Origin of the sequence: Streptomyces sp. NPDC058375, assembly GCF_042723425.1 — a bacterium.
GTDB classification, from domain to species: Bacteria; Actinomycetota; Actinomycetes; order Streptomycetales; family Streptomycetaceae; genus Streptomyces; species Streptomyces durocortorensis.
Genome location: NZ_JBHXJG010000025.1, coordinates 1 through 25,226 on the forward strand (window position 1 = coordinate 1; position 25,226 = coordinate 25,226).

Annotated in this window: 24 protein-coding genes and 1 pseudogene; 10 read left to right on the plus strand and 15 right to left on the minus strand. The window is 72.8% G+C overall.

Annotated features, from left to right (window positions below):
• Window positions 1-210: 210 nt before the first annotated feature.
• Window positions 211-1,824 carry a M4 family metallopeptidase gene (locus ACFWM7_RS06820; protein WP_383255983.1) on the plus strand — a complete coding sequence of 538 codons (1,614 nt, stop codon included), beginning with the start codon at window positions 211-213 and terminating at the stop codon, window positions 1,822-1,824.
• 29 nt (window positions 1,825-1,853) lie between these two features.
• Here ACFWM7_RS06820 and ACFWM7_RS06825 read toward each other — a convergent pair whose 3' ends face one another.
• The 4 genes and pseudogenes from ACFWM7_RS06825 to ACFWM7_RS06840 all read right to left on the minus strand — a co-directional run bounded on the left by ACFWM7_RS06825 (window position 1,854) and on the right by ACFWM7_RS06840 (window position 5,433).
• Window positions 1,854-3,254 carry a M1 family metallopeptidase gene (locus tag ACFWM7_RS06825; protein WP_383255985.1) on the minus strand — a complete coding sequence of 467 codons (1,401 nt, stop codon included), beginning with the start codon at window positions 3,252-3,254 and terminating at the stop codon, window positions 1,854-1,856.
• A 71-nt stretch (window positions 3,255-3,325) separates the two neighbouring features.
• Complete coding sequence (locus ACFWM7_RS06830; RefSeq protein ID WP_383256069.1) at window positions 3,326-4,561, minus strand: hypothetical protein; 1,236 nt, start codon at window positions 4,559-4,561, stop codon at window positions 3,326-3,328.
• Window positions 4,535-4,846: pseudogene (locus tag ACFWM7_RS06835) on the minus strand (ankyrin repeat domain-containing protein); the annotation flags it as partial. The gene ACFWM7_RS06830 and the pseudogene ACFWM7_RS06835, both read right to left, overlap by 27 nt.
• A 32-nt stretch (window positions 4,847-4,878) precedes the next feature.
• Window positions 4,879-5,433 (minus strand): heme-binding protein, encoded by a 555-nt coding sequence (locus ACFWM7_RS06840; RefSeq protein ID WP_383255987.1) that lies wholly within the window; start codon window positions 5,431-5,433, stop codon window positions 4,879-4,881.
• A 245-nt stretch (window positions 5,434-5,678) separates the two neighbouring features.
• Here ACFWM7_RS06840 and ACFWM7_RS06845 point away from each other — a divergent pair, with 245 nt between their 5' ends.
• The 4 genes from ACFWM7_RS06845 (at window position 5,679) to ACFWM7_RS06860 (ending at window position 9,783) form a co-directional block, all read left to right on the plus strand.
• Window positions 5,679-7,040 (plus strand): sensor histidine kinase, encoded by a 1,362-nt coding sequence (locus tag ACFWM7_RS06845; RefSeq protein WP_383255989.1) that lies wholly within the window; start codon window positions 5,679-5,681, stop codon window positions 7,038-7,040.
• Window positions 7,037-7,681 carry a response regulator transcription factor gene (locus ACFWM7_RS06850; protein ID WP_030808711.1) on the plus strand — a complete coding sequence of 215 codons (645 nt, stop codon included), beginning with the start codon at window positions 7,037-7,039 and terminating at the stop codon, window positions 7,679-7,681. Before ACFWM7_RS06845 ends, ACFWM7_RS06850 begins: the two co-directional genes overlap by 4 nt.
• 107 nt (window positions 7,682-7,788) lie before the next feature.
• Complete coding sequence (locus tag ACFWM7_RS06855; RefSeq protein ID WP_383255992.1) at window positions 7,789-8,616, plus strand: helix-turn-helix domain-containing protein; 828 nt, start codon at window positions 7,789-7,791, stop codon at window positions 8,614-8,616.
• A gap of 108 nt (window positions 8,617-8,724) precedes the next feature.
• Window positions 8,725-9,783 carry a methyltransferase gene (locus ACFWM7_RS06860; RefSeq protein ID WP_383255994.1) on the plus strand — a complete coding sequence of 353 codons (1,059 nt, stop codon included), beginning with the start codon at window positions 8,725-8,727 and terminating at the stop codon, window positions 9,781-9,783.
• Between the two features lie 33 nt (window positions 9,784-9,816).
• Here ACFWM7_RS06860 and ACFWM7_RS06865 read toward each other — a convergent pair whose 3' ends face one another.
• Window positions 9,817-10,398, minus strand: coding sequence for a hypothetical protein (locus ACFWM7_RS06865; RefSeq protein ID WP_383255996.1), 582 nt, complete (start codon window positions 10,396-10,398; stop codon window positions 9,817-9,819).
• Window positions 10,399-10,434: 36 nt separating this feature from the next.
• Entirely contained in the window at window positions 10,435-10,584 is a 150-nt protein-coding gene (locus ACFWM7_RS06870; protein WP_383255998.1) for a hypothetical protein, read from the minus strand.
• A gap of 217 nt (window positions 10,585-10,801) precedes the next feature.
• On the opposite strand from ACFWM7_RS06870, the gene ACFWM7_RS06875 reads away from it, so the two are divergent.
• Window positions 10,802-11,299, plus strand: coding sequence for a hypothetical protein (locus ACFWM7_RS06875; RefSeq protein WP_383255999.1), 498 nt, complete (start codon window positions 10,802-10,804; stop codon window positions 11,297-11,299).
• A 15-nt stretch (window positions 11,300-11,314) separates the two neighbouring features.
• On the opposite strand, the gene ACFWM7_RS06880 is transcribed toward ACFWM7_RS06875, so the two are convergent.
• Window positions 11,315-12,010 carry a pentapeptide repeat-containing protein gene (locus ACFWM7_RS06880; protein WP_383256000.1) on the minus strand — a complete coding sequence of 232 codons (696 nt, stop codon included), beginning with the start codon at window positions 12,008-12,010 and terminating at the stop codon, window positions 11,315-11,317.
• A gap of 103 nt (window positions 12,011-12,113) precedes the next feature.
• Here ACFWM7_RS06880 and ACFWM7_RS06885 point away from each other — a divergent pair, with 103 nt between their 5' ends.
• Both ACFWM7_RS06885 and ACFWM7_RS06890 read left to right on the plus strand, forming a co-directional pair.
• On the plus strand, window positions 12,114-13,352 hold the full coding sequence (locus ACFWM7_RS06885) for an FAD-dependent oxidoreductase (RefSeq protein ID WP_383256002.1): 1,239 nt from the start codon (window positions 12,114-12,116) through the stop codon (window positions 13,350-13,352).
• 72 nt (window positions 13,353-13,424) lie between these two features.
• Window positions 13,425-14,426 (plus strand): zinc-binding dehydrogenase, encoded by a 1,002-nt coding sequence (locus ACFWM7_RS06890; protein WP_383256005.1) that lies wholly within the window; start codon window positions 13,425-13,427, stop codon window positions 14,424-14,426.
• A 1-nt stretch (window position 14,427) separates the two neighbouring features.
• Here ACFWM7_RS06890 and ACFWM7_RS06895 read toward each other — a convergent pair whose 3' ends face one another.
• Window positions 14,428-14,916 carry a GNAT family N-acetyltransferase gene (locus ACFWM7_RS06895; RefSeq protein ID WP_383256007.1) on the minus strand — a complete coding sequence of 163 codons (489 nt, stop codon included), beginning with the start codon at window positions 14,914-14,916 and terminating at the stop codon, window positions 14,428-14,430.
• Window positions 14,917-15,080: 164 nt separating this feature from the next.
• The gene (locus ACFWM7_RS06900; protein WP_383256009.1) at window positions 15,081-15,995 is read right to left on the minus strand and encodes an aminoglycoside phosphotransferase family protein; all 915 of its coding nucleotides are present in this window, start codon (window positions 15,993-15,995) and stop codon (window positions 15,081-15,083) included.
• A 154-nt stretch (window positions 15,996-16,149) separates the two neighbouring features.
• Between ACFWM7_RS06900 and ACFWM7_RS06905 the strand changes: the two genes are divergently transcribed.
• On the plus strand, window positions 16,150-17,550 hold the full coding sequence (locus tag ACFWM7_RS06905) for an NAD(P)/FAD-dependent oxidoreductase (RefSeq protein WP_383256011.1): 1,401 nt from the start codon (window positions 16,150-16,152) through the stop codon (window positions 17,548-17,550).
• A 15-nt stretch (window positions 17,551-17,565) separates the two neighbouring features.
• Here the strand turns inward: ACFWM7_RS06905 and ACFWM7_RS06910 are convergent, their stop codons facing one another.
• The gene (locus tag ACFWM7_RS06910; protein ID WP_383256013.1) at window positions 17,566-18,195 is read right to left on the minus strand and encodes a class E sortase; all 630 of its coding nucleotides are present in this window, start codon (window positions 18,193-18,195) and stop codon (window positions 17,566-17,568) included.
• Between the two features lie 69 nt (window positions 18,196-18,264).
• Window positions 18,265-18,711, minus strand: coding sequence for a MarR family winged helix-turn-helix transcriptional regulator (locus ACFWM7_RS06915; RefSeq protein WP_383256015.1), 447 nt, complete (start codon window positions 18,709-18,711; stop codon window positions 18,265-18,267).
• Between the two features lie 163 nt (window positions 18,712-18,874).
• On the opposite strand from ACFWM7_RS06915, the gene ACFWM7_RS06920 reads away from it, so the two are divergent.
• Window positions 18,875-20,356, plus strand: a complete 1,482-nt coding sequence (locus ACFWM7_RS06920) for an MFS transporter (protein ID WP_383256019.1) — start codon at window positions 18,875-18,877, stop codon at window positions 20,354-20,356.
• 124 nt (window positions 20,357-20,480) lie between these two features.
• Here the strand turns inward: ACFWM7_RS06920 and ACFWM7_RS06925 are convergent, their stop codons facing one another.
• The 4 genes from ACFWM7_RS06925 to ACFWM7_RS06940 all read right to left on the minus strand — a co-directional run bounded on the left by ACFWM7_RS06925 (window position 20,481) and on the right by ACFWM7_RS06940 (window position 25,096).
• Entirely contained in the window at window positions 20,481-22,157 is a 1,677-nt protein-coding gene (locus ACFWM7_RS06925; RefSeq protein ID WP_383256025.1) for an FAD-dependent oxidoreductase, read from the minus strand.
• A 9-nt stretch (window positions 22,158-22,166) separates the two neighbouring features.
• The gene (locus ACFWM7_RS06930) at window positions 22,167-23,081 is read right to left on the minus strand and encodes a diiron oxygenase (RefSeq protein ID WP_383256027.1); all 915 of its coding nucleotides are present in this window, start codon (window positions 23,079-23,081) and stop codon (window positions 22,167-22,169) included.
• Between the two features lie 225 nt (window positions 23,082-23,306).
• Window positions 23,307-24,098: an ABC transporter permease gene (locus ACFWM7_RS06935; RefSeq protein WP_383256029.1), complete on the minus strand. Its 792-nt coding sequence runs from the start codon at window positions 24,096-24,098 to the stop codon at window positions 23,307-23,309.
• Window positions 24,095-25,096, minus strand: coding sequence for an ATP-binding cassette domain-containing protein (locus ACFWM7_RS06940; protein ID WP_383256031.1), 1,002 nt, complete (start codon window positions 25,094-25,096; stop codon window positions 24,095-24,097). Before ACFWM7_RS06940 ends, ACFWM7_RS06935 begins: the two co-directional genes overlap by 4 nt.
• Window positions 25,097-25,226: the final 130 nt, after the last annotated feature.

The following is a 25,226-nucleotide window of genomic DNA, read 5'->3' on the forward strand; positions in this document are numbered from 1 at the left end:
GCTCCGGTGTGCGTGAGCAGCCGTCAAGCCGCCTCCCCCGCACCACTGAAACCCGCCACTTCACCGAATACCGGACAGCCCGGCACCCCATTCGTACAAGAACTGGTCAAAAACTTGTGAGGCAATTGTCAGCACACCATCAACTTCGCTCATTCGATGGCACGCTCTCCGCTCGTAGTCCCCCCACAGGACGACCGACGGAGAACACACATGAACCTCCACACCACCCCCCACAACTCCCGCGCTCCGCGCACCACTCGACGGCTCGCAGCGCTCGCGGCGACCGCCGCGATGGTCGTCGCCGGTGTCCAGGCCGGATCCGCCGTCGCCACGCCCGGCGACGACGACGCCCGCACCACCACGGCGCAGCCCTCCACGGCCGCCGCGCTCGGCGTGAACCCCTCGGCGCAGCGCGCCACGGCCATCAAGTCGGCCCAGGCGGACGCCTCCTCGGCGGCGAAGGCGCTGAAGCTCGGCGGCCAGGAGAAGCTGATCGCCCGCGACGTCATCAAGGACGCCCAAGGCACGGTCCACACCCGTTACGAGCGCACCTACGACGGCCTGCCCGTCCTCGGCGGCGACCTGGTCACCCACACCACCGCCGCCGGCAAGCTCCGAAGCGTCGACAAGGCGACCGACGCGAAGATAGCCGTGGCGTCGACGACGCCGAAGCTGAAGGCCGCGGCGAGCGCCCGCAAGGTGATCTACGCGAGCGGCGAGAACCCCGTCCTCGCCTGGGAGACCGTCAAGAAGGGCGTCCAGAAGGACGGCACGCCCAGCCGCGTCCACTCCATCACCGACGCCACCACCGGCAAGAAACTGCACAGCTACGAGGCGATCGAGACCGGCACCGGCAACAGCCAGTACAGCGGCGAGGTCGAGATCACCACCACGAAGTCCGACGCGGGCTTCGAGCTGACCGACGGCGAGCGCGGCGGCCACAAGACGTACGACCTGAACCAGGGCTCCTCCGGCACCGGCGACCTCGTCACGGACGACGACGACACCTGGGGCGACGGCACGGGCGGGGACCGGCAGACCGCCGCCGTCGACGCCCACTACGGCGCGGCGAAGACCTGGGACTTCTACAAGAGCGCGCTCGGGCGGGACGGCATCGCGGGCGACGGCAAGGCCGCCTACTCCCGGGTCCACTACGGCGAGAACTACGTCAACGCCTTCTGGGACGACAGCTGCTTCTGCATGACGTACGGCGACGGCGAGGGCAACAAGGCCGCCCTCACCTCCATCGACGTCGCGGCCCACGAGATGACCCACGGCCTCACCTCCGCCACCGCCAACCTGGACTACGCGGGCGAGTCCGGCGGCCTCAACGAGGCGACCAGCGACATCCTCGGCGCCTCGGTGGAGTTCTTCGCCGACAGCGCCTCGGACGCCGGGGACTACCTCATCGGCGAGAAGATCGACATCAACGGCGACGGCACCCCGCTGCGCTACATGGACAAGCCGAGCAAGGACGGCAACTCCGCCGACTTCTGGGACGAGAACCTCGGCGACCTGGACGTCCACTACTCCTCCGGCGTCGCCAATCACTTCTTCTACCTGCTCGCCGAGGGCAGCGGAAAGAAGACGGTCAACGGCGTCGAGTACGATTCCCCGACCTCCGACGGCTCGACGCTGACGGGCATCGGGCGGGAGAAGGCGTACCAGATCTGGTACAAGGCGCTCTCCGTCTACATGACCTCCACCACCGACTACGCGGGCGCGCGCGTCGCGACCGAGAAGGCGGCGACCGACCTGTTCGGCGCGGACAGCGAGGAGCTGAAGGCGGTCTCGGCCACCTGGACCGGGGTCAACGTCAAGTAACGCCTCACGTAAGGAAGTACGGGAGCCGGTCAGCCCTCCAGGGGCGGCCGGCTTCCGCCGTACAGCCAGGCGTCCCACAGCCCGGTGAGGTCCCGGCCCGTCTCCTCCTCCACGTACGCGGTGAAGTCGCCGGTGGAGGCGTTGGCGTGCCGGTACTTCTTCGTCCAGCCCCGCACCAGGGCGAAGAACGCCTCGTCGTCGTCCATGGCGAGCCGGATCCGGTGCACGACCATGGCCCCGCGCCCGTAGACCGGCGGGTCGGAGAGGTCGAGGGCGGCGGGCGGATCGCCGGGCGGGAACGCCCAGTTGGCCTCGTCCTCGTACGCCTCCTCGAAGCTCTCCCCGACCGGTACGCCGTCGTGGTCGGCGGCCCAGAGCCACTCCGCGTACGTGGCGAAGCCCTCGTTCAGCCACATGTCCCGCCAGGTCTTCGGCGTGACGGAGTTCCCGAACCACTGGTGGGCCAGCTCGTGGACGAGGAGGGCGGTGCCGGGCGGGCCGGGGAAGACGGGCCGGTTCTGGGTCTCCAGGGCGTACGTCGAGTCGCCCGTGCGCTCCACGATCGCCCCGGCGGAGGTGAAGGGGTACGGCCCGAACCTGGCCCGCGACCACGTCAGCACCGCCGGGATCTCCGCCAGCACGTCCTCGCCGGCCGCCGCCGACTCGGGGTCCACGGCGGTGAACAGCCGGATGCCGTCGGGCGTGCGTGACTGCTCGGTGGTGAACTCCCCCACGGCGACGGTCGCCAGATAGCTCGCCATCGGCTCGGTGGTCCGCCAGTGGTAGGCGGTGCGATCGTTCTCCGTACGCCGGGCGACCAGTTCCCCGTTGGAGACGGCCCTCAGCGGATCGGGGACGGTGACCTCGATGTCGTACGCGGCCTTGTCGCTCGGGTGGTGGTTGCCGGGGAACCAGGCCATGGAGCCGGTCGGCTCGCCGAGGGCCACCGACCCGTCCGCGGTCCGCAGCCAGCCCTCCTGTTCGCCGTCCGCGTCGGTGACGGCTTCCGGGGAGCCGGAGTAGCGCACGACGGTGGTGAACGTGCGCCCCTTGCGCATCCGGTCGTCCACCGCCGCGTCGGGGCGGATCGTCAGCTCCTTGCCCGCCCGGTTCACGGCGGCGGGCTGCCCCTCGACGGTGGCGCCCTCCACGTCGAGTCCGGCGAGGTCCAGGTGGAAGGCGCTCAGGTGCTGGGTTGCGCGGGCGGTGATCGTGGCCGTGCCGCGCAGCCGGCCGGCGGCGGGGTCGACGTCCAGCTCCAGGCCGTAGTGGGTGACGTCGTAGCCGCCGTTGCCGAGCCCGGGGAAGTACGGATCGCGCACCCCGACCGCGCCCGGGGTGCCCTCGACCCCGCCGGTGCAGCCCGAGCCGAGGAGGGCGAGGGCCAGGGCGAGAAGGAGGGGGGCGGCGGTGGGGGTGCGGGGGTTCACCGGTCGATTTTAGGCGTGTACTGCGCTGGCAAGGAGCCGCCCGCCTCGGGGGGAGAGCGGGCGGCTCCAGCTCAGAGGACGGCGATACCGAGGGGCCGGTTGCCTGCTGTCAGGCGGACGGACTCGCTCTCCTCGTCGGCCAGGTCGACGACCGTGATCCCGTTCCAGTAGCCGTCCCGCGTGAAGCCGCCGGTGACGTACGCCGTGCGGCCGTCCTCCGACACCGCCACGTCCTCGTGCGGCCCGTCCAGCGGGACGACCCGCTCCGCACCGCCGGGGGCGCGGACGGTGAGCGACGGCTCCTCGTCGTCCGAGCCGATCGGGCCGGTGCCGACGACGAGGAGGGTGCCGTTGGGGGTCAGCGTCGCACCGTGCTGGTGGGTGTCGGCCGTCATCCGCTCGATCGTCACTTCCCCGGTGCGCGGGTCGAGCACGGCCAGCCGCTCCCCCTCGAAGGGCAGCAGCAGCTTGCCGTCCCCGGGGCGTACGACGGCGTAGTGCGGCTTCAGCCAGGAGCCGAGCCCGCCCTCCGTGCCGTACGGGGCGACCTCCATGCGCCGGGTCTTCAGCGTGTCCGCGTCGACCGCCGTCACGTCGAAGGAGTCGTGATCGGTGGCGTACACCTCGCGGCCGTCCGGGGACACATCCACGTCGAAGGGGCGCATCCCGACCGGCGCGGTGCCGGTGACCTCGCGGGTCGCGGTGTCGATGACCTCGACCGTGCCGTCCTCGCCGGGCACGTTGACCCCGGCGTAGACGTGCTTCCCGTCCGGGGCCAGGGCGATGCCCATGCCGCCGCCCCGGTACTCGCCGGTGGCGACGGGGCCGGACTCCGTCTCGTACGGGATCAGCGCGAGCCGGGTCCGCTGCTGGGTGTCGACGACCGCGACGCCCTCGGCGGTGGCGACCCAGGCGCGTCCGTCCTCGCCGACGACGAGTCCGTAGGGGGCGGTGCCGACCTCGACGGAGGCGATGGGGCCGCCGCCCTCACCGGCCCCCTCCCGGCCGGGGTCGACGAAGGTCACGGTGTCGCTGCCGAAGTCGGCGACGAGGAGGGTGCCTTCGGGGGTGCGGTCGGTGGGGGCGCGGGAGGGGTCGGGGGTCGCCACGGTGCCGGTCGCGGCGGACGCTGCGTCCGGGCCGGCGGCGGAGTCCGGGGCCGCTTCCGTGGTGCCGTTGGCACATCCGGCGAGCAGGGCGGCGGCGATGAGGGCGAGGGTGAGGCGGCGGGCGCGGCGGGCGGCGCGGGGGCCTTCAGCGCGGGAGGCGGCGCGGGGGCCGCCGCCGAACCGGTTGGGCAGGGTCAGGTCCGGCCCGGCCGGCAGCAGCACGTGCAGCATCGCGACGCTGCCGGTGACCCCGGTGGCCAGCCACGGGCTGTCCTCGCGCCGGTCCTGGGCGTTCGGGTCGGCCCCGGCGGCGACGAGCAGCCGGGCCGCCTCGACGTGGTCGCCGAGGACGGCGAGGAGCAGCGGCGTACGCAACTCCTCGTCGCGGACGTCGACCCGTGCCCCGCCCTCGATCGCGGTGCGCACACGGTCGGTGTCGCCGGTGCGTGCGGCGGTGAGCAGGTCGTGATCGAGGGCGTTCATGGGTACTCCGTTCGTCGGCCGTGCGGGGGTGACTACCGGGCGAGCGAGGCGACGCCCGCCTGGGCGAACTTCTCGTCGAGGTCGCCGCTGGGCGCGCCGGCCACGCCGATGCCCGCCACCGGGGCGCCCTTGACCTGGACCGGGGCGCCGCCGCCGAGGAACAGGGTGCCGGGGATGTCCTTCAGGTTCGGGGTCTGCTCCAGGCGCTTGACCAGCTCGGAGGTCGGGGCGTTCCAGGAGACGGCGGTGTACGCCTTCTTCACCGCGGACTCGGACGACTGCGGGCCCGCGCCGTCGCCGCGCAGGGAGACGATGGTGTTGCCGTTGCGGTCGACGACCGCGACGGAGACCCGCTGGTTCTCCTTCTTCGCCGCGTCCAGCGTGGCCTGCGCGGCCTTGGTGGCGGCGGCGACGGTCAGGTGCGTGGTCTGCTGGAGGTTGCGGTTGCTGGTGTCCGCCTTGACCGCGGCGGCGGGGGCGGCCGCCGGGGAGGAGGCGCTGGCGGACATCGCGCCGAACGTGCCCGCCCCGAGGGCGACGACGACGGCGCCGGTGACGACACGGGTGCGCGGCGACAGCTTCTTCATGGTGGCTCCTTGGTGATCCGGGGCGGCCCGGTGGCTTCGAGGTGCGAGGCGGTCCGGAGGGGTCCGGGCGTTTCGCTCTGGTATCGATCCTCCCGGCGGATCCGGCCCCGTACGGTCGACGTACGGGCTGGAAGCGGCGGGCGGGACGGTCGACGCCGCCGTCAGCCGATCGGTTGATGCGGGGGTGGCCGGATCGGGTCACCATGGAGGGGTTTACGCAGGTCAGCGATGGAATGAGGTACGGGGTGGAGCACCGCAGCGGTTCCCCGGACGCGGAGGGGGCCGAGGCCGAGGGCTCCGGGATCGCCGGTTCCGAGGGCTCCGGGACCTCCGGTTCCCAGGCCCAGAGCCCCGGGATCGCCGAATCGGAGGCCGCGGGCTCCTGGATCTCCGGGTCCGACCCCGACGCCCGCTGGCTCGCGTTCCTCATGCACGCCGCGTTCTTCCTGCTGCTCGGCGCCTCGCTGACCCGGTTCCTGATGCGGCACCCCGGCGAGGCCCGCACCCCGTGGATCATCGCCCTGTCGATCACCCTGGCGGTGCTGTACCTCCTCGGCCCCGTCCTCGGCTCGCGCCCCACTCCCCGCCGGCTCACCTGGCTCGGGGTGCTCGTCCTCGTCTGGATGGTGCTGGTCGTCCTCGCGCCGAGCTTCGCGTGGTGCGCGGTGCCGTTGTTCTACACCGGGCTGCGGATCCTGCCGCCGCGCGCGGCGCTCGCGCTGGTCGCCCTGCTCACCGTGTTCGTCGTGGCCGCGCAACTGCGCCTGGCCGACGGGTTCGACCCGAACCTGGTGCTCGCCCCGCCCGCGGTCGCCGCCGTGGCGACGGCGGTCTTCGTCCATATGCAGCGCCAGGCGGTACGCCAACGGGAACTGGCGGCCCGACAGCGCGAGCTGATCGACGACCTGCTGCGGACCCGGCGCGAACTGGCCGCCACCGAACGGCGCGAGGGCACCCTCGCCGAGCGCCAGCGGCTATCCATGGAGATCCACGACACCCTGGCGCAGGGCCTGTCCAGCCAGCAGATGCTGCTCCAGGCCGCCGACCGCACCTGGAGCGCCGACCCGGACGCCGCCCGCCGCCACGTCCGTACGGCCACCGGCATCGCGGAACGCAACCTCGCCGAGGCCCGCCGCTTCGTCCACGACCTGGCCCCCGCCGACCTGGCGGAGGGCGGCGGCCTGGAGGCGGCCCTGCAGGCGCTGGCGGCCCGGGAGAGCGCCCAGGCGGCGGGCGCGCTCACCGTCCACTGCCATGTGGAGGGCACCCCGCACGCCCCGCTGCCGGACCGGGTGCAGTCCGCTCTCCTGCGCATCGCCCAGGGGGCCCTGGCCAACGTGCGGGAGCACGCCGGGGCGACGGCCGCCGGGCTGACCCTGACCCACCTCGACGACCGGGTGGTCCTGGACATCGGCGACAACGGCCGGGGCTTCACCGCCGAGCCCGAGGGCGTACGCGGCGCCGGCACCGTACGCGGCCACGGGCTTCCGGCGATGCGGGCCCGGGTGCGGCAGCTCGGCGGAACGCTCACCATCGAGTCGGCGCCGGGCGAGGGCACCGTGCTCTCCGCAGAGGTTCCGCTCACCACCACGGAGGACCCCACATGACCGAGGCATCCCCGTCTCCCGCCCGCGTACGCATCCTGCTCTGCGACGACCACGTGGTCGTCCGGGCCGGGCTGCTCGCGCTCCTCGGCAGCGAACCGGACATCGAGGTCGTCGGCGAGGCGGGCAGCGGCGAGGAGGCCGTGGTGCTCGCCGCGCGCCTCACCCCGGACGTCGTCCTCATGGACCTCCAGCTCGGCGAGGGCATCGACGGCGTCGAGGCGACCCGCCGCATCGCGGCCGACGGCACGGTCCACGTCCTGGTGCTGACCACGTACGACACCGACGCCGACATCACCCGGGCCATCGAGGCGGGGGCCACCGGCTATCTGCTGAAGGCGGAGCGCCCGGAGGAGCTGTTCGCCGCGATCCGGTCCGCCGCCCAGGGCCGCACCACGCTCTCCGCCCCGGTCGCCAGCCGGGTGATGGCCCGGATGCGGAGCCCCCGCCCCAGCCTCACCGACCGCGAGCGCGACATCCTGGCCCAGCTCTCCCAGGGCCTCGGCAACCGGGACATCGCGCGCGCCCTGTTCATCAGCGAGGCCACGGTCAAAACCCACCTGGGCCGGATCTACGACAAGCTCGGCGTCGACACCCGCGCGGGCGCGGTGTCGGTGGCGAAGGAGCAGCGGCTGCTGCCGTAGAGCACGGGCACGGGCACGGGCACTGGCACTGGCACGGGTGATGTCGCGGGTGATGTCGCGGAACATTCGTCCAAGACAGGAGCGTCGGATTCGGCGACCGTGGAGGCATGCGCAGACATCACGTGGGCGCCGCCCCCTTGGATCGCGATGCCGAGAACGGCTGGGAGGTCACCGGCCTCCTCGGCGGCACATCGCTGGACGGCGTCCGGATGGCCGGATTCCGTGACGGCGCGGGGGCCGGACTGGACATGCAGGTGCTCCCCCAGCCCGCCGTGGTCGTCGTCCTCGCTGTCGGGGAGGCCCGGATGACGGTGGAGAGCGCCGACGGGCCCCGGCCCCTGAGGAGCTTCATCGCCTCGCTGTCGCCCGGCCCCGCCCGTATCCGGGGCGAGGGCGTCGAGTGTGTCGAGGTGAACCTGTCACCCCGGGCCGCCCATGCGCTGCTGGGGGTCTCCCCGCGCGAACTGGAAGGCTCCGTCAACGGGCTCGAAGACTTGTGGGGGCAACACGCACGACGCCTCGGCGAGCAGTTGACGGACGCGACGACGTGGCAGGAACGCCTCGCCCTGACGGACGCGTTCCTCGCGGGGCGGGCTGCGGGGGCACCGCCGATGTGGCCCGAGGTGGCCGCCGCCTGGGACACCATCGTCGCCCGCCGAGGCCGGGTGCGGGTCGCCGACCTCGCCGCGTCCTTCGGCTGGAGCCGTAAGCGGCTGTGGTCCAGGTTCACCGACCAGATCGGCGTCACCCCGAAGCGGGCCGCCATGCTGGTCCGCTTCGACCACGCGGCCCGGGCGCTCTGCGCGGGCGGGAACGCCGGTGATGTCGCCCTGGCCGGCGGATACGCCGACCAGTCCCACCTCCACCGCGATGTGCTGGCCCTGGCCGGATGCACCCCGGGAGCGCTGGCCGGCAGGGCCACGTCCGCCGGCTGACCCGTACCCCCCATCACCACCGCCACGCCCGGCCCCGTACACACGTGCCCGCGCCGGTGCACGTACGCGCCCGAACGAGAAGAACAAGAGACAAGAGAGGTATCACCCATGACGAACTCCGAGGCCACGTCTACGAACCCGACCGACCGCGATCTGATCGCCCGGCTCGCGTTCGGGAGCATGGCGGCCCAAACCCTGCGTGCGGCCGTCCGGTTGGGCGTGATGGAGCTGGTGGGCGATACGCCTCGTCACGCCGACGAGGTGGCCGCCGACGCCGGAGCCGAGGCCCAGCCCATGACGCGGCTGCTACGCGCACTGACCGGGCTCGGCCTGCTGCGGGAGGTGTCCCCCGACTCCTTCTCGGTGACGTCCGCGGGCGCGCTGCTGCATCCCTGCCGCCCCGACTCGCTCGCCTCGTTCGCCGGCATGTTCACCGAGCCCGCGATCGTCCGCGCCTGGGAGCACCTGGACGACAGCGTCCGCACCGGCGAGATCGCGTTCGACTCGGTCTTCGGCACCGACTTCTTCAGCCATCTCGCCCAGGACCCCGAGCTGTCCTCGGCGTTCAACGCGGCGATGAGCCAGGCATCGTCCGAGACCGCCACCGCGCTGCCGCGCGCCTTCGACTTCGGCCGGTTCACCGCGGTCACGGATGTCGGCGGAGGCGACGGGACACTGCTGGCCGGCGTGCTCGCCGCACATCCGGGCCTCAAGGGCGTCGTCCTCGACACGGCGGAGGGCCTGGCCGAGGCCCGGAGCACGGTGACGCGGCACGGGGTGGAGGGGCGGTGCTCCCTCCTCGCCGGGGACTTCTTCCTCGCGGTGCCCGAGGGCTCGGACCTCTATGTGGTGAAGAGCGTCCTGCACGACTGGTCGGACGAGCAGGCGGTCACGATCCTGCGCCACTGCCGCGAGGCCCTGCCGCCCGGCGGTCTCGTACTGATCGTGGAGCCCGTGCTTCCCGAGGTCGTCGACACCACGGCCGATGTCACCGACGGCGGCATCACCTACCTGAGCGACCTCAACATGCTGGTGAACGTGGGCGGCCGGGAGCGCACCCGCGCGGACTTCGAGGAGGTGTGCCGCCGCGCCGGCCTGACCCTCACCTCCGTCACCCCGCTCGCCGGGGCCGCACCCTTCGCCCTCATCGAGGCCGTGGCCGCCTGACCGTGGGCGGGGCCTCCGGCGTGGAGCGGGCGGTCAGCCGTCGTCGATCACCGTGCCTGCGGTCGGCGCGGTGACCGCCCGCTCGAACCACACGTCGAGCACGGCGAGGTCCGTGCAGGAGCTGATGCGCTCTCGCGCCTCCTCCGGCACCGCGACCCCGCGCACCTCAAGAATCCGCAGAATGTCCTCGGCACGCCCTTCGAGACGTCCCTCGACACGCCCTTCGTCACGGAAGCTCTCGGCGACGAAGCCGCGGAAGTGGCTGAGACCAGTGCCCATCAGGTTCCTCCGGATCTCACGGGCCGGGGAGGCTCCCAGACCCGCCTCGGTGAATTCGGCGAAGACCGCTGCGGCATCGGCGTCCGTGGCCCGGAGCGCCTCGGCGAGAGCCTCCAGTATGGCAGCGATGTCGTGATCGTTACTATGGGTGATCGCCGAGAAGACGGCCATCGGGATGTCCTCGGCCGCCCTGGCGGCCTCCATGACCATGGGGACGTTGTGCGGCCCAAGCACCAGCGGGAAGACGACCAGGCTCGGGTGCTTGTCCAGGCCGATACGGATCGGCTCGGCCGCCCACTCCGCCGTCCCCTTGTCCCGGCAGACGACCAGGAGCACGCACGGGTAGCGGAACTTCGCATAGAGGTGGGCGAGCTAGTACGCCCAACTGCTGCGCTTGTCCGGGTCCTTCTTGCTCTGCGCCTCGATCGCCAGCAACAGGGAGTCCCCACTCGCCACATCGATGCGCATCAGCGTGTCCACGTGCCGTCCCAGCGGTCTGATCTCCGTGAGATCCGTATCCATGAGCGAAACGGCTACGGGATCCGGGAAGGGATGCCCAGGGTGCGGAAGGCGCTCGTGAACAGACCTGGATTCTTCTGGAAGATCCGGTGATGAGCCTCGTGCGGCGAACTGACCATGGGCCGGACACTAGAAGCCGGGCGCATATGCGTCCGGCAAACCCGAGGCGGTTCACCCGTTCGCGGCGGCCCGCCCCGAACAGGCATGACACCATCGATCCGTGCTCGACATCGGCTACTCCCTCTCCCGTCGCTTCCCCGATCCCCCGCAGACCGACTACCGCCGCGCGGACGTCCGGGCGCTGCGGCACGATCTGTTCTCCGGTGACGTCTACCTCGCGGACACCAAGGCGGACCGCGAGGTGTCCACAGCCTGGGGATGGGTGCCGGTGCTCGACTTCGCGTGGGCGCTGTGCGACATCGTCGAGCAGATCGACCAGGACCCGCGCGGCAACCGCTCGCACCGGCGGCAGTACGCGGAGCTGGACTTCACCGAGTCCTCGGACGTCATGATCTTCGAGCGGCGCTTCGGCTGGGTCGACGTCGAGGCTGACTGGATGCCCGGCGAGGAGCCCCCGCTCACCTTCAGCCACTCCCTCCTGCGCCGCGAGGCCCGCGACTTCCTGCACGACCTGATCGCCGACCTGGCCGACATGCACGACGGCCTCGCCGACAACCCCGTGATCTGGGACCTCCAGGCCCGCTTCCCCCGCCTCTGACCGGGGCCGCCCCCCTCACGCCTCCACCCGCACCCCGATCTGCGCCGCGAACGCCGGGGCCAGCTCCATCAGCTGCAACGGGCTGATCACCGCACCCGCCAGCCGGTCCACGCCCCGGGCGATGTCCAGCTCGGCCACCGCGCGCAGATCCACCGACTCCATCCGGGCACCGCTGAAGTCCGCCCCCTTCAGCACGCAGTCCCGGAACTCGACCCGGACCAGATGCGCGTCCCCGAAGTCCGGCTCGGACAGCACGCAGCCCTCGAAGACGACGTCCTTCAGCCGGGCCTTGCGCAGATTCAGGTAGTCGATCTTGCCGCCCCGCACCACCACCCGCTCCAGCACCGCCCCGTGCAGCTGCACCCCGCCCAGGCGGGCGTCCACCACCTCCACGTCCCGCAGCGACGCCTCCGCGAGGTCCGTGCCCACGCCCCGTACGCCCGTCAGCACCGCGTCGATGAAGCGGGCCCGCGCCAGCTCCGCCCGGTCCAGGGCGCAGCCGTCCAGCGCGCAGTCCATGAACCGGGCTCCCCGGCCCGACGCGTCCGCCAGGTCCGTCCCGTCGAACCGCACCCCGTCGTAGTCCCCGTCCGGCTCCAGGCCGTCCCCGTCGTACGGAACGAGCGGCGGCAGCCGCACCTCCGGCCGCCGCGCCGCCGTCACGCCCGTGGTGCTCTTCTTCCCGCCGCCCGCTTTCCTGCTCGCTGCCATGCCCCCCATCGTGACGCACCCCACTGACAACGCCCCGCCGACCGTGTCACGAGCGGCCACCCCCGATCCGTCGCATCATCAAAGACGCGAAGGAGATCCAGCCATGGGACACATGGGACGCACGGGACACACAGGCCACGTCAACACCCACACCCACATCCACGTCGTCGGCGGCGGCCTCGCCGGGCTCACCGCCGCGATCACCGCGGCCGAGTCCGGCGCCCGGGTCACCCTGCACGAGGGCCACCGGACCCTCGGCGGCCGGGCCAGGACCGCGGACGGGCCGTACCGCGCCAACGAGGGCCCGCACGCCCTGTACCGGCGCGGGCCGCACTGGACCTGGCTGGCCCGGCGCGGTCTCGTCGGGCCCGTCGTCCCCGTACCGCCCCTCGAAGGCCTCCGCTTCCGCTTCCGCCGCGCGGGGGCCGCCCGCCGGACCCCGCCCGTGGCCCTGCTGCGGCTCGCCCGGCGGGGCCCCCACACGGCCCCGGTGGACAGCGCCTTCCTGGAGTGGGCCGCCGGCCAGGTCGGCGAGGAGGGCGCCCGCGCCGCCGCGAACTTCGCCGCCACCGCGCTCTTCCACCACGACCCCGGCGCGCTCTCCGCCCGGTTCGTCCAGGAGCGGTTCCGGCGTCTCGCCTCGTTCCCGCCCGAGGCCCGCTACCCGGTCGGCGGCTGGGCGGCGCTCGTCGAGCGGATGGCCGGCCACGCCCGCGGCCTCGGGGTCCGGATCGAGACGGCCGCCCGCGTCGACACCCGTACGCTCGGCGAGCTGGCCCGTACCGGACCAGTGATCGTCGCCGCCTCCCTCGACTCCGCCCGCGTCCTCCTCGACGACGCGTCCCTCACCTGGGAGAGCGGCCGCACCGTCCTCGTGGACCTGGCGCTGCGCACCCGGCGCGGCGACGCGTTCGTCGTGTCGGACCTGGACGCGCCCGGCTGGCTGGAACGGTTCACCGCCCAGGACCCCGGCCTCGCCCCGGCCGGCGAACAGCTGCTCCAGGGCCAGTTCCCGATCGGCCCCGACGCCCGCCGGGCGGAGGGGACCGTCCGCGCCGAGGCCCTCCTCGACCTCGGCTTCCCCGGCTGGCGGGAGCGCACCGCCTGGCGCGTGGAGGCGCTCGCCGACGGCCGCACCGGGGCCGTCGACCGCCCCGGCACCACCTGGCGGGACCGGCCCTCCGTCGTCCGGGGCGACGGGATCTTCCTGGCGGGCGACCAGGTGGCCGCCCCCGGACTCCTCAGCGAGGTCTCCTTCACCAGCGGTCTCGAAGCCGCGATGCTCGCCCTGAAGGCCGCCGGGCTGCGCTCCGGATCCGGGGTTGACCTCAACCAGACTTGACGTACGAGGGTGGGGTGCGAGCCCGCCGGAGCGGTGGGGGAACGCCGGACCAGCCACCCTTGGGAGCCCTCCATGTACGCCGTACGCCTGCACGCCTTCGGCCCTGCCGAGAACCTCGTGTACGAGAAGGCCGAGGAGCCCGTCCCCGGCCCCGGCCAGGTCCGTATCGCTGTCGCGGCGGCCGGCGTGCATCTTCTGGACACGGTCCTGCGGGAGGGGGAGAGCGGCCCCTACCCGGCGCCCGTCACCCTCCCCACCGTCCCGGGCCGCGAGGTCGCCGGGACCGTCGAGTCGGTGGGCGAGGGCGTCGGCGCCGAGTGGCTCGGCAAGCGGGTCGTCGCCCATATCGGCATGGCGCCGGGCGGGTACGCCGAACTCACCGTCACCGAGGCCGACCGGCTCCACGAGATCCCCGAGGGGCTCGACGCCGCCGGGGCCGTCGCGATGATCGGCACCGGCCGCACCGCCCTCGGCATCCTCGGGTTCACCCCGCTCGGCCCGGGCTCCGTGGTCGTCGTCACCGCGGCGGCGGGCGGGATCGGCACCCTCGTCGTCCAGTACGCGAAGGACGCCGGGGCCACCGTGATCGCGCTGGCCGGAGGTCCCGCGAAGGTGGCACGGGCGACGGACAACGGGGCCGACCTCGCCCTCGACTACACCCGCCCCGACTGGCCGCGGGAGGCCCGCGCGTATCTCGACGCGAAGGGCCGGCGGGCCACCGTCCTCTACGACTCCGTCGGCGGGACCACCGCCCGCGCCGCCGTCGACCTCCTCGGCCCCGGCGGGCACCACGTCGTCTACGGCTGGTCCGGCGAGGGCCCCGGCGCCGGGGGCCCGCTCACCTTCACCGCCGAGGAGCTGGCCGAACGCTCCATCACATCCGGTTCCCCCCTCGGACCGCAGATGGTCGAGCGGGCCGGCGGCCTGCGCGCTCTGGAGACCCGCGCCCTCGCCGAGGCGGCCGCCGGCCGGCTGCGACCCGCCGTACAGCGATTCCCGCTCGCCGAAGCCGCCGCCGCGCATCGCGCGCTGGAGACCCGGGGCACGATGGGCAAGGTGATCCTGGAGCCGTGAGTCAGGCCTCCGCGCCGCCGGCCCCGAGGCGCGCCAACGCCCCGTCCGTCAACCGGTACACCGTCCACTCGTCCTGCGGGCGCGCGCCCAGCGACTCGTAGAACGCGATGGACGGGGCGTTCCAGTTCAGCACCGACCACTCCAGCCGCCCGTAGCCGCGCTCCACGCAGATCCGCGCCAGCTCCGCCAGCAGCGCCCGGCCGTGGCCGCCGCCGCGCCGGTCCGGGCGGACGTACAGATCCTCCAGGTAGACGCCGTGCACTCCGCGCCAGGTGGAGAAGTTGAGGAACCACAGGGCGAAGCCGATCACCTCGCCGCCGTCGTCGGCCGTCGCCACGTGCGCGTACGCGGCGGGCCGGTCGCCGAACAGCGCTTCCCTCAGCTGCTCCTCGGAGGCGACCACCTCGTCCAGGGCCTTCTCGTACGCGGCGAGTTCCCGCACGAGGGAGTGCAGGACGGGGATGTCGTCAGGGGTGGCGGTACGAATCATGAGCGCAGCCTAGGTGTATTGATCACGGGCGGCCCGGCATCGCGTTTACACGGGCCCATGGACGGCCGGTTGTCCGGCCCGGGCGCTGGCCACCACAACGGCTCCCGCCGCCCGGGCGCACCGGCTCCCCGCCCAACCCCCGGGCCCTCGGCCACCCCGCCCCCTCACCGCCCCAGCAGCCGCCGCGCGATCTCCGCATGGTCCGGGGAGACGCGCCCCTCCCCGCTCCCGGCCGCCCACAGCCCGTTCTGGAGCACCCGGCCCAGCGTCCAGGCCCGCGCCCGCTCACGGTCCCGCTCCAGGCCCAGCGCCTCCGTCAGCGCGTCGAAGCGCCACACCACCTCGTCCGCGTCGAAGAGGTTGTCCAGCGCCGGGAACAGCTCGAAGCCCGGATCCCCCGCCAGCGGCTTCGGGTCGAGTGCCACCCACTCCCCCGCCCGCCCCGCGTCCGCGCGCCCGGCCAGGATGTTGTCGTAGTGCAGGTCCCAGTGCAGCAGCCGGTCCCCCGGCTCGCCCGCGACCTCCCGCACCACCGCCGCGCAGTCCGCGAGCAGCCGCCGGTCCGCCGCGTCGGGCAGCAGGCCCACCCGCTCCGGCACCGCCGCGAGCATCCGCTCCGCCACCCCGCCCAGCGTGCGCAGCCCGTCCGGCGCGGGCACCGCCACCAGCCGGGCCAGCACCCCGCCGAGGATGCCCACGGCCTCCCGCACGTCGGCCTCACCGGACAACGGCCGCCGCTCGTCGAGCCGTTCCAGCAGCAGCGCACCGCTCTGCGGGTCATGGTCGAGCAGCTCCACCGCCCCGGCCCCCGCGACGGCCCACGCCCGCAGTGCGACCGGTTCGTCCGCCGTCTCCTCGTCCACCGCCTGGAGCTTCAGCGCGGCGGGCCGCCCGTCCGCCTCCCGCACCACCGGCAGGACCAGCGCGCACATCCCGTACATCGACGGGCCGTCCGGCCGCAGCCCCCACCGCTCCAGCAGCCGCGCGGCGAGGTCCGGCAGTCCGGCGACGAAGGCCCGCCCGGCCGCTCCGTTGAAGCGGGACTGCGTGGCGGCCAGTTCTTCGGGGATGTCGATCACGCAGCCGATCCTAGGGAGGCGCGCCTCCCCGGGGCGCCCGCATTCCCCGGGGGGCCGCCCGGCCGCAGGAGACGAAACGGCCCCGCGCGCAGTAACGTCCCGCCACACGTACGCTCGGCATCTCACCGGACCGGGCAGGGACACCAGGGGCATCATGAGCACCGTCAGTACCGTCGTCGGCGGCATATCGTTCTGGTACGCGCAGGAGGGCACCCCCGCCCCGCGCGAACCCCTCCCCGGCGACACGAGCGTCGACGTCTGCATCGTCGGCGGCGGCTACACCGGCCTCTGGACGGCGTACTACCTGAAGCAGGCCGTCCCCTTCCTCAACATCACCGTCCTGGAGGCCAAGTTCTGCGGTTACGGGGCCTCCGGCCGTAACGGCGGCTGGCTGTACAACGGCATCGCCGGCCGCGACCGGTACGCCAAGCTGCACGGCCACGAGGCCGCCGTACGGCTCCAGAAGGCGATGAACGAGACCGTGGGCGAGGTCGTCAGGACCGCCGCCGAGGAGAAGATCGACGCGGACATCCACCAGGGCGGCGTCCTGGAGGTGGCCCACACCCCGGCCCAGCTCGCCCGTCTCAAGGACTTCCACAGCGTCGAGATCGCCTTCGGGGAGACCGACCGCGTTCTGCGCGGCGCCCGCGAGACCGCCGAGCGCATCCACGTCACCGGGGCAGTCGGCTCCACCTGGACCCCGCACGGCGCCCGGCTGCACCCGGCCAAGCTGGTCAAGGGCCTCGCGGACGCGGTGGAGGCGCTCGGCGTCACCATCCACGAGTCGACGCCGGTCACCGAGATCAAGCCCAAGCACGCCGTCACCCCGTACGGCACGGTCCGCGCCCCGTACGTCCTGCGCTGCACCGAAGGCTTCACCGCGAGCCTCAAGGGCCAGAAGCGCACCTGGCTCCCGATGAACTCCTCCATGATCGTCACCGAGCCGCTGCCCGCCCGGATCTGGGACGCGATCGGCTGGGAGGGCCGCGAGACCCTCGGCGACATGGCCCACGCCTACTTCTACGCCCAGCGCACCGCCGACGACCGCATCGCCCTCGGCGGCCGCGGCTACCCGTACCGCTTCGGCTCGGCCACCGACAACGACGGCCGCACCCAGCCCGCCACCGTCTCCGCCCTGCGCGACCTGATGGTCCGGCTCTTCCCCGTCACGGCGGGCGTCCACGTCGACCACGCCTGGTCCGGCGTCCTCGGCGTCCCGCGCGACTGGTGCGCCACCGTCACACTCGACCGCTCCACGGGCCTGGGATACGCGGGCGGTTACGTCGGCTCGGGCGTCGCCACCGCCAACCTCGCCGCCCGCACCCTGCGCGACCTGATCCAGCAGGACTCCGGCCAGGCGGGCCCCACCGACCTGACCACCCTGCCGTGGGTGAACCACAAGGTCCGCCGCTGGGAACCGGAGCCCTTCCGCTGGCTCGGCGTGCACGGCATGTACGCGGCCTACCGCGCCGCCGACCGCCGCGAGACCACCTCGCCGCGCCCGGGCACGGACCCCATCGCGAAGGCGGCGGACCGCATCGCGGGCCGCCACTGACCGGCAGGACACTCCCTAGGACTTCTCCTCCGCCACCAGCACACCCACCTTGTCGATCCGGTGCTCGGGGTTGCCGAATTCGTCCCGCCAGAAGTTCCCGGCCGCGTCGTCCTCGGGCGTCGCACAGGTGGAGACCGTGATCATCGCCCGGGTCGGCTCCGCACCGGGCCGGCCCGGCACCTCGGCCCGCTGCTCGGCGAGCGAGCTCTCGCTGCGGAAGGAGGTCTGCCGGGTCGCGGTGATCTCGTAGGTGTAGCGGGTGCCGCTCTCCGTCACGTACACGGGATCGCCCTTGTCGAGCTCCGGCAGGTCGCGCAGCACCCCTCCGGCGCTCAACCGGTGTGCGGTGACGAGGTAGTTGCCGACGTCGCCGGGTCCGACGCCGCCGCGCTCCCCGTACGGGCCGGCCGCGACGCCCCCGTCCTGGATCCTGCTGCCGGGCCGGTCGTCGGTGGTCCCCTCGTACGGCACGACGTCCAGGTCCTCGACACCGATCGCGGGAATGTCCAGGACGGCGACCTCGGTGCGCGGGTCCGTGCGGTCGGCGGGAGCGCCGGAGACGAAGGCGGTCGTCAGCAGGACTGCGGCGCCGGCGCAGGCCGCAGCCGGGAGGAGCGTACGTGTACGGGGTCGACGGCGGCGCATGAGCATCCCCATCCCGGGTCAGGGCCCGCACCTCCAGTAGACCAGGCCACCGCCGGGAGCGCCCGGGGATCAGTCGCGGGGCCAGGGCCGTCCGTCGAGCCGTTCGATCGAGAGGTTCAGCCTGCTGAGGGAGGCGGCGAGCTGCTCCGCCTCCTCCGGAGTCCAGTCGGCGAGGACCTTGGCGAGGCCCGCCACGTTCCGCGACCGGTCGCTGTCGAGGCGGCGCGCGCCCTCCTCGGTGATGGCGAACTTCCGGGCGATCCCGCCGTCGGGGTCCGGGATGCGCTCGACGACCCCGGCCCGCAGCATCGCGGCGGTCTGCCGGTTGAGCGTGGAGGCGTCCAGGCCGAAGGCGTCACCGAGCTGGCCGATGGACATCGGGCCCTCCGCCCGGATCCGGCTCAGTAGGATGTAGGCGCTGCGGTCGAGCCGCCACTCCACGCGCGGGGTGAGCAGGTGCATGTACCGGCCGAGCAGCATCGTCTCGCGTTCGATCCGGTCGATGGGCTTGTCCACGCGCGCTTCCGCTCTCCTTCGTTTCTTCCTGCGTTCACCAGGCCTATCACGATAGATGTGCATGATACATATGCTATGCATGATGCATATTCCATGTATCTTGCATAGCCGGCCGCCGAAGGCGCATCGACCCGCCCGGGAAGGGCGAGAGGGAGCAGCACCCGTGGAGAGTTCACCCCCCGCACCCCGCCCGGGAGGCGTGGTCGGCATCCTGGCCTTCGCCGGCATCGTGGCAGCACTCACCCAGACCCTGGTGGTGCCGCTCATCGCGGAGCTGCCGAAGCTGTTCGACACCTCCGCGTCGAACGCCTCCTGGGTCATCACCGCCACCCTGCTCGCCGCCGCCGTGGCCACGCCCGTCGCCGGCCGGCTCGGCGACATGTACGGCAAGCGGCGCATGCTGCTGCTCTCGCTCCTCCCGCTGGTCCTCGGCTCGGTGGTCTGCGCCCTGTCCTCCTCGGTGGTTCCGATGATCGCCGGGCGCGGCCTCCAGGGCCTCGGCATGGGCGTGGTCCCGCTCGGCATCAGCCTGCTGCGCGACGTGGTCCCGGCCGAGAAGCTCGGCGCGTCCATCGCGATCATGAGCGCCTCGATGGGCGTGGGCGGCGCGCTGGGCCTGCCGTTCGCCGCCGCCATCGCGGAGAACACCAGCTGGCGGGTGCTGTTCTGGGTGGTCGCCGTGCTGGCCGTCGCGGTCGGCGCGCTGATCCTGGCCCTGGTCCCCGGCGACCGCCCGGCCACCCGGTCCGGGAGCTTCGACCTGCCCGGGGCCGTGGGCCTCGGCGCCGCCCTGATCTGCCTGCTGCTCGCCGTCTCCAAGGGCGCCGACTGGGGCTGGGGCAGCGCCACCACGCTCACCCTCTTCGCCGCCGTCCTGGTGCTGCTGCCCGCCTGGGGCTGGTGGGAGCTGCGGCTGACCGACCCGCTGGTCGACCTGCGCGTCACCGCCCGCCCCCAGGTCCTGATGACGAACACCGCCTCGATCCTGGTCGGGTTCGCGATGTACGCCCAGTCCCTCGTCGTGCCCCAGCTGCTCCAGCTGCCCGGGGCCACCGGGTACGGCCTGGGGCAGTCGATGCTCGCGATGGGCCTGTGGATGGCCCCGGCGGGCCTGATGATGATGGCGATGTCCCCGGTCGGCGCGAAGCTCTCCGCCGCCAAGGGCCCGAAGGTCACCCTGGCCGTGGGCAGCCTCCTCATCGCGGCCGGCTACGGCCTGTCCGTACCGCTGATCGGCGCGGACTCCCCGTGGAGCCTGCTGATCGTCACCCTCGTCTGCAACTCGGGCGTCGGCTTCGCGTACGGGGCGATGCCCGCGCTCATCATGGGCGCGGTGCCGCAGTCCGAGACCGCGTCGGCGAACAGCTTCAACGCCCTGATGCGCTCGATCGGCACGTCGTTCGCGGCGGCCGTGATCGGTGTGGTCCTGGCCCGGATGACCACGGACTTCGGCGGCTTCCCGCTGCCCTCGCAGGACGGCTTCCGGCTCGCGATGCTGATCGGCTGCGGAGTCGGCCTGGCGGCGGCGGTCGTCGCCGCGCTCATCCCCGTACGCCCGGCGACCGCACTCCTCCCGCCTGCCGCCGCGACCGGACCGGCGGCGGGAATGCCGGAGGCATCGGAGGCGTCGGAGGCGAAGGCCTGAGCGTCACCGGAACGGAGCACGGCCCGGGGCCCGGCGGCCGAACCGCCCTACCCCGGGCCGGACTTCGTACGGCGTCCGGCCCCGGCGCGGCTCGTGCCATGCCGCTCCCGCTACCGGCGTACGGTCAGCGCGTCAGCCGCAGCAACCGCCCCGACCTCGCCGTGGCCACCAGCTCCTCGACGGTGGCGAGCTTCACCCGGGGCCGGCCGTCGCGCCGCCCCCGGTCCCGTTCGGCCCGGTCGATCGCGGCCAGGCCCCGGGCGTCCACGACCCGGCGGTTACGCTGCCGGGCGAGGCGCCGGAACGCCTTGGCATCGCCCGAAGGGGCGGGCAGCGTCCCGGCGACCGCGTCGGCCAGGAGCGTGCCGACCGTCTCGGCCGCGCAGGTGCGGTTGGCGCCGATCCCGCCGGACGGCCCCCGCTTGATCCAGCCGACCACATAGCTGCCGGGCAGCCCCGCCACCCGGCCGCCCTCGTGCGGGACGGTGCCCGACACCTCGTCGAACGGCAGCCCGGGGACCGGGAGTCCGCGGTACCCGATGGCCCGCAGCAACAGCCCGGCGCTCAGGTCGGCCGTGCCGCCCTCGTCGCGCTGCCCGCCGCCGTCCGTGACGCGTACGGAGCGCACTCCGCCGCCCTCGCCCAGGACCTCCACCGCCTCGGAGTGGAAGCGCAGCACGATGCGCCGCTCACCGCCCGCAGGGGACGCGGCGTCCGTCCGTACCCGTGCGAGCCCCTTGAGCACCCCGGCCCGGTCGCCCGCCCCGGCCGCGTCGATCGCCGCAGCCGTACGCGGATCGTGGTCGTCCACCACCAGCTCCACGCCCGGCAGATGCTTCAGCGCGAGCAGTTCGGAACGGGTGTACGCGGCGTCCTCGGGCCCCCGCCGCCCCAGCACCACCGCCTCCCGCACCCGGCTCGCCCGCAGGGCGTCCAACGCGTGGGCCGCGATGTCGGTGCCCGCGAGCGCCTCCGGGTCGGCGACCAGGATCCGGGCGACGTCGAGGGCGACGTTGCCGTTGCCCACCACGACGACCCGCTCGGCGGCGGACAGGTCGACGTCCTGCGCGACGGCCTCCGGATGGGCGTTGTACCAGGCCACGAACGAGGTCGCGGAGACACACCCCGGGCTGTCCTCCCCCGGCACCCCGAGCCGCTTGTCCGTGGAGGCGCCGACCGCGTAGATCACCGCGTCGTGGTGGGCGGACAGCTCCTCGGCGGTGACGTCCCGGCCCACCTCGATCCCCAGGTGCATCCGGACCCGGGGATGGGAGTGGAAACGGGAGAAGGTGTCGCCGACCTTCTTCGTCGCGGGGTGGTCGGGGGCCACCCCGTACCGGACGAGCCCGCCCGCCACCGGCAGCCGGTCGATCAGGGTCACCTCGGCGGCGGTGTGCAGCAACAGGTCCTGCGCCGCGTACATCCCGGCGGGCCCGGTCCCGACCACCGCCACCCGCAGCGGCCCGAAGTCGGACGGCAGGCTGCGCTCGAAGACCGGCTCGCCCCAGACGTGGAAGTTCGGCCCCTCCGCCTCGGCGGCCGGCTCCCCGCCCTCGTAATAGGCGGCGTTGATGTCCGCGTACTCCCGCTGCCCGGCGGACAAGGAGTCCACCGGGAAGATCGCGTCCACCGGGCAGGCGTCCGCGCAGGCCCCGCAGTCGATGCACGCACGCGGGTCGATGTGCAGCATCTCCGTGGAGCCGAAGGCGCGTTCCTCCGGCGTCGGGTGGATGCAGTTGACCGGGCACACGGCCACGCAGGTGGCGTCGTTGCAGCAGGTCTGGGTGATGGCGTAGGTCATGGCCCCGGCTCAGATCAGGTTCGCGCGCTTGTAGAACGCGAGGGCGGGCTTGGTGAGGAGACGGGCGGAGGCCAGGAAGTCCATCAGCCCCGAACAGCTGGAGCGCATCATCGACTTGTGGTGCTCATTGGCCTTGGCGGCGGCCAGCGCACGCCGTTTGTCGAGGCCGGCTTTCCGGTAGACCTCCGGGTTCACCATGCTGGTCACGATGAAGTACGAGGCGACGGCGACGACGAACGCGTTGATCTGCCGCCGCGCCCACCCCGCGCCCTCCAGCCGTTTGAGGGTCTCGTCCCGGGCGAACTTCATGTGCCGGGACTCCTCCACCACATGGATGTTGTTGATGGTGCGGACGAACGGCACGACCCGCTCGTCGCGCATCCAGTCCCGCTGCATCACGTCGAGGACCTCCTCGGCGACCAGGATCGCCGCGTACGCCGCCTCGCCGAACGCCAGCGTCTTGAACGCCCGGCCCAGCTCCATCACCGCGCGGCGCGGGCGGTAGTGCGGCGCGCCCAGCTTCTGCGCACCGCGCGCGAACATGATCGAGTGGCGGCACTCCTCGGCTATCTCGGTGAGCGCCCACTGGAACTCCGCACCGGCCGGGTTCTTCATGTAGATGTCCCGCAGCACCATCTGCTGGAGGATCATCTCGAACCAGATCCCCGTGCTGGCGACCGAGGCCGCCTCCTGCCGGGTCAGCTCCTTGCGCTGCCCCTCGGTCAACTCGCCCCAGTACGCGGTCCCGTAGAGACTGCTCCACTCCGGGCTCGCGCCGTGGAACTCCTTGTCCAGCGGCGTCTCCCAGTCCACCTCGGTGGCCGGGTCGTACGCCAGCTGCGCGGCCGAGTCGAGCAGCCGCCGCGCGACGTCGTCGCCCTCGGGGCTCTCCTGGACCTTCGACGGAACGGTGCTGCCGGCCATGCTGCGGCTCCTTGGGTCGAGTGCGGTGATCCTTGGTGGTGGTGAGCTGCGGACGACGACGCCCCTGCCGTACGGGGCGGCCGCGCCGGACCTGACACCGGCCGGGCGCCCACCCGCTTGTTAGACGCAAGGTATAACAAGGATCCCGGGCCGCCTACCCCTCGGTAGGAATCGGCCCGGGACCTCACCACATCTCCTCACCCCGCCAAGGTATTTTTGCGCCAACTACCGAGGATACTGACCGAACTTGGCGGTCGCCCAGAAGTAGCCGAGCACCACGAGCCCGACGCTCCAGCCGACAGCCAGCCAGCCGTTGTGGCCGATCTCGCTGCCGAGCAGCAGGCCGCGCAGCGTCTCGATGGCCGGGGTGAAGGGCTGATACTCGGCGATCGGCCGGAACCAGCCCGGCATCGTCTCCACCGGGATGAAGGCGCTGGACAGCATCGGGAGCAGGACCATCGGCAGGGCGTTGTTGCTGGCCGCCTCCGCGTTCGGGCTGATCAGACCCATGCCGACGGCGACCCAGGTGAGGGCGGCGGAGAAGAGCACGAGCAGCCCGAACGCGGCCAGCCACTCCAGGACCGTGGCGTCCGTGGACCGGAAGCCGATGGCCACACCGACCGCGCCGACCACGACCACGCTCAGCACGCTCTGCAGCACGCTGCCGACGACATGCCCGACGAGTACGGAGCTGCGATGGATCGCCATGGTGCGGAAGCGGGCGAGGATCCCCTCGGTCATGTCGTTGGAGACGGACACCGCGGTCCCGACCACCGTGGATCCGATGGTCAGCATCAGCAGCCCCGGCACGATGTAGGCGATGTACGCGGAGCGGTCGGCCCCGCCACCACCGATGCCCGCGCTCATCACATCGCCGAAGATGTAGACGAAAAGCAGCAGGAGCATGACAGGCGTGAGGAGCAGGTTGAGCGTGAGGGAGGGATAGCGCCGGGCGTGCAGGAGGTTACGGCGCAGCATGGTGTTCGAGTCACGTACGGCGAGGGCGAGGGAGCTCATCGGGCGTTCTCCTTGGGCTGGTCGTTCTGAGCCGGGACGGTGGAGGCGGTGAGGGCGAAGAACACGTCGTCGAGGTCGGGGGTGTGCACCGTCAGCTCGTCGGCCTCGATGCCGGCCGAATCCAGCCAGTCGAGGATGGAGCGCAGTTCGCGCTGGGTGCCGCCGCTGGGGATCTGCAACGACAGCGCCTCGTCGTCCCGGGCGGCCTCGCGCAGGGCGGAGGAGGCGGACCGGTAGCCCTCCGGGTCGGTGAACCGCAGCCTGACATGCCCGCCCGGGACGATCCGCTTCAGCTCCTCGGCGCTGCCTTCGGCGGCGATCCTCCCGTCGTTGAGGACGGCGATACGGTCGGCCAGCTCGTCGGCCTCCTCCAGATACTGGGTGGTGAGGAAGACGGTGACGCCGCCGGCGACCAGCTCGCGGATGATCCCCCACATGGTGTGGCGCGAACGCGGGTCCAGCCCGGTGGTCGGCTCGTCGAGGAAGATGATCCGCGGCCCGCCGACCAGCGTCATGGCGATGTCGAGGCGGCGCTTCATGCCACCGGAGTAGCCCGCGGCGGGCTTCTTCGCCGCCTCCGCGAGGTCGAAACGCTCCAGCAGTTCGGCGGCGACGCGGCGCCCCTCCCGCCTGGACAGGTGGTGCAGGTCCGCCATCAACAGCATGTTCTCCTCACCGGTGATCAGCCCGTCGACGGCCGAGAACTGCCCCGTGACACCGATCACGGCACGCACGGCCTGCGGGTCGACGGTCAGATCGTGGCCGCCGACGCTCAGTTCACCGGCGTCGGCGGTGACGAGGGTGGAGAGGATCTTGACGGCGGTGGTCTTGCCCGCGCCGTTGGGGCCGAGCAGGGAGAAGACGGTGCCCTGCGGCACCGACAGGTCGATGCCGTCGAGCACGACCTGGTCGCCGTAGGACTTACGCAGTCCGGTGGCGGTGATCGCCTGCGTCGCGGCCTGGGCGGCACGCGGCGCGGAGGCCCGGGTGACAGTCATGCTGGTTCCCTTTCACAAGCGGTGAGTCGGACGGGGGCGGAGCTGTGCAGGGCTGAACTGGGCAGGGCCGAGCTGCGCAGCACAGGGCTGAGCTGAGCTGCGCATGACAGGGGGCGGGGGTTGGGCAGGG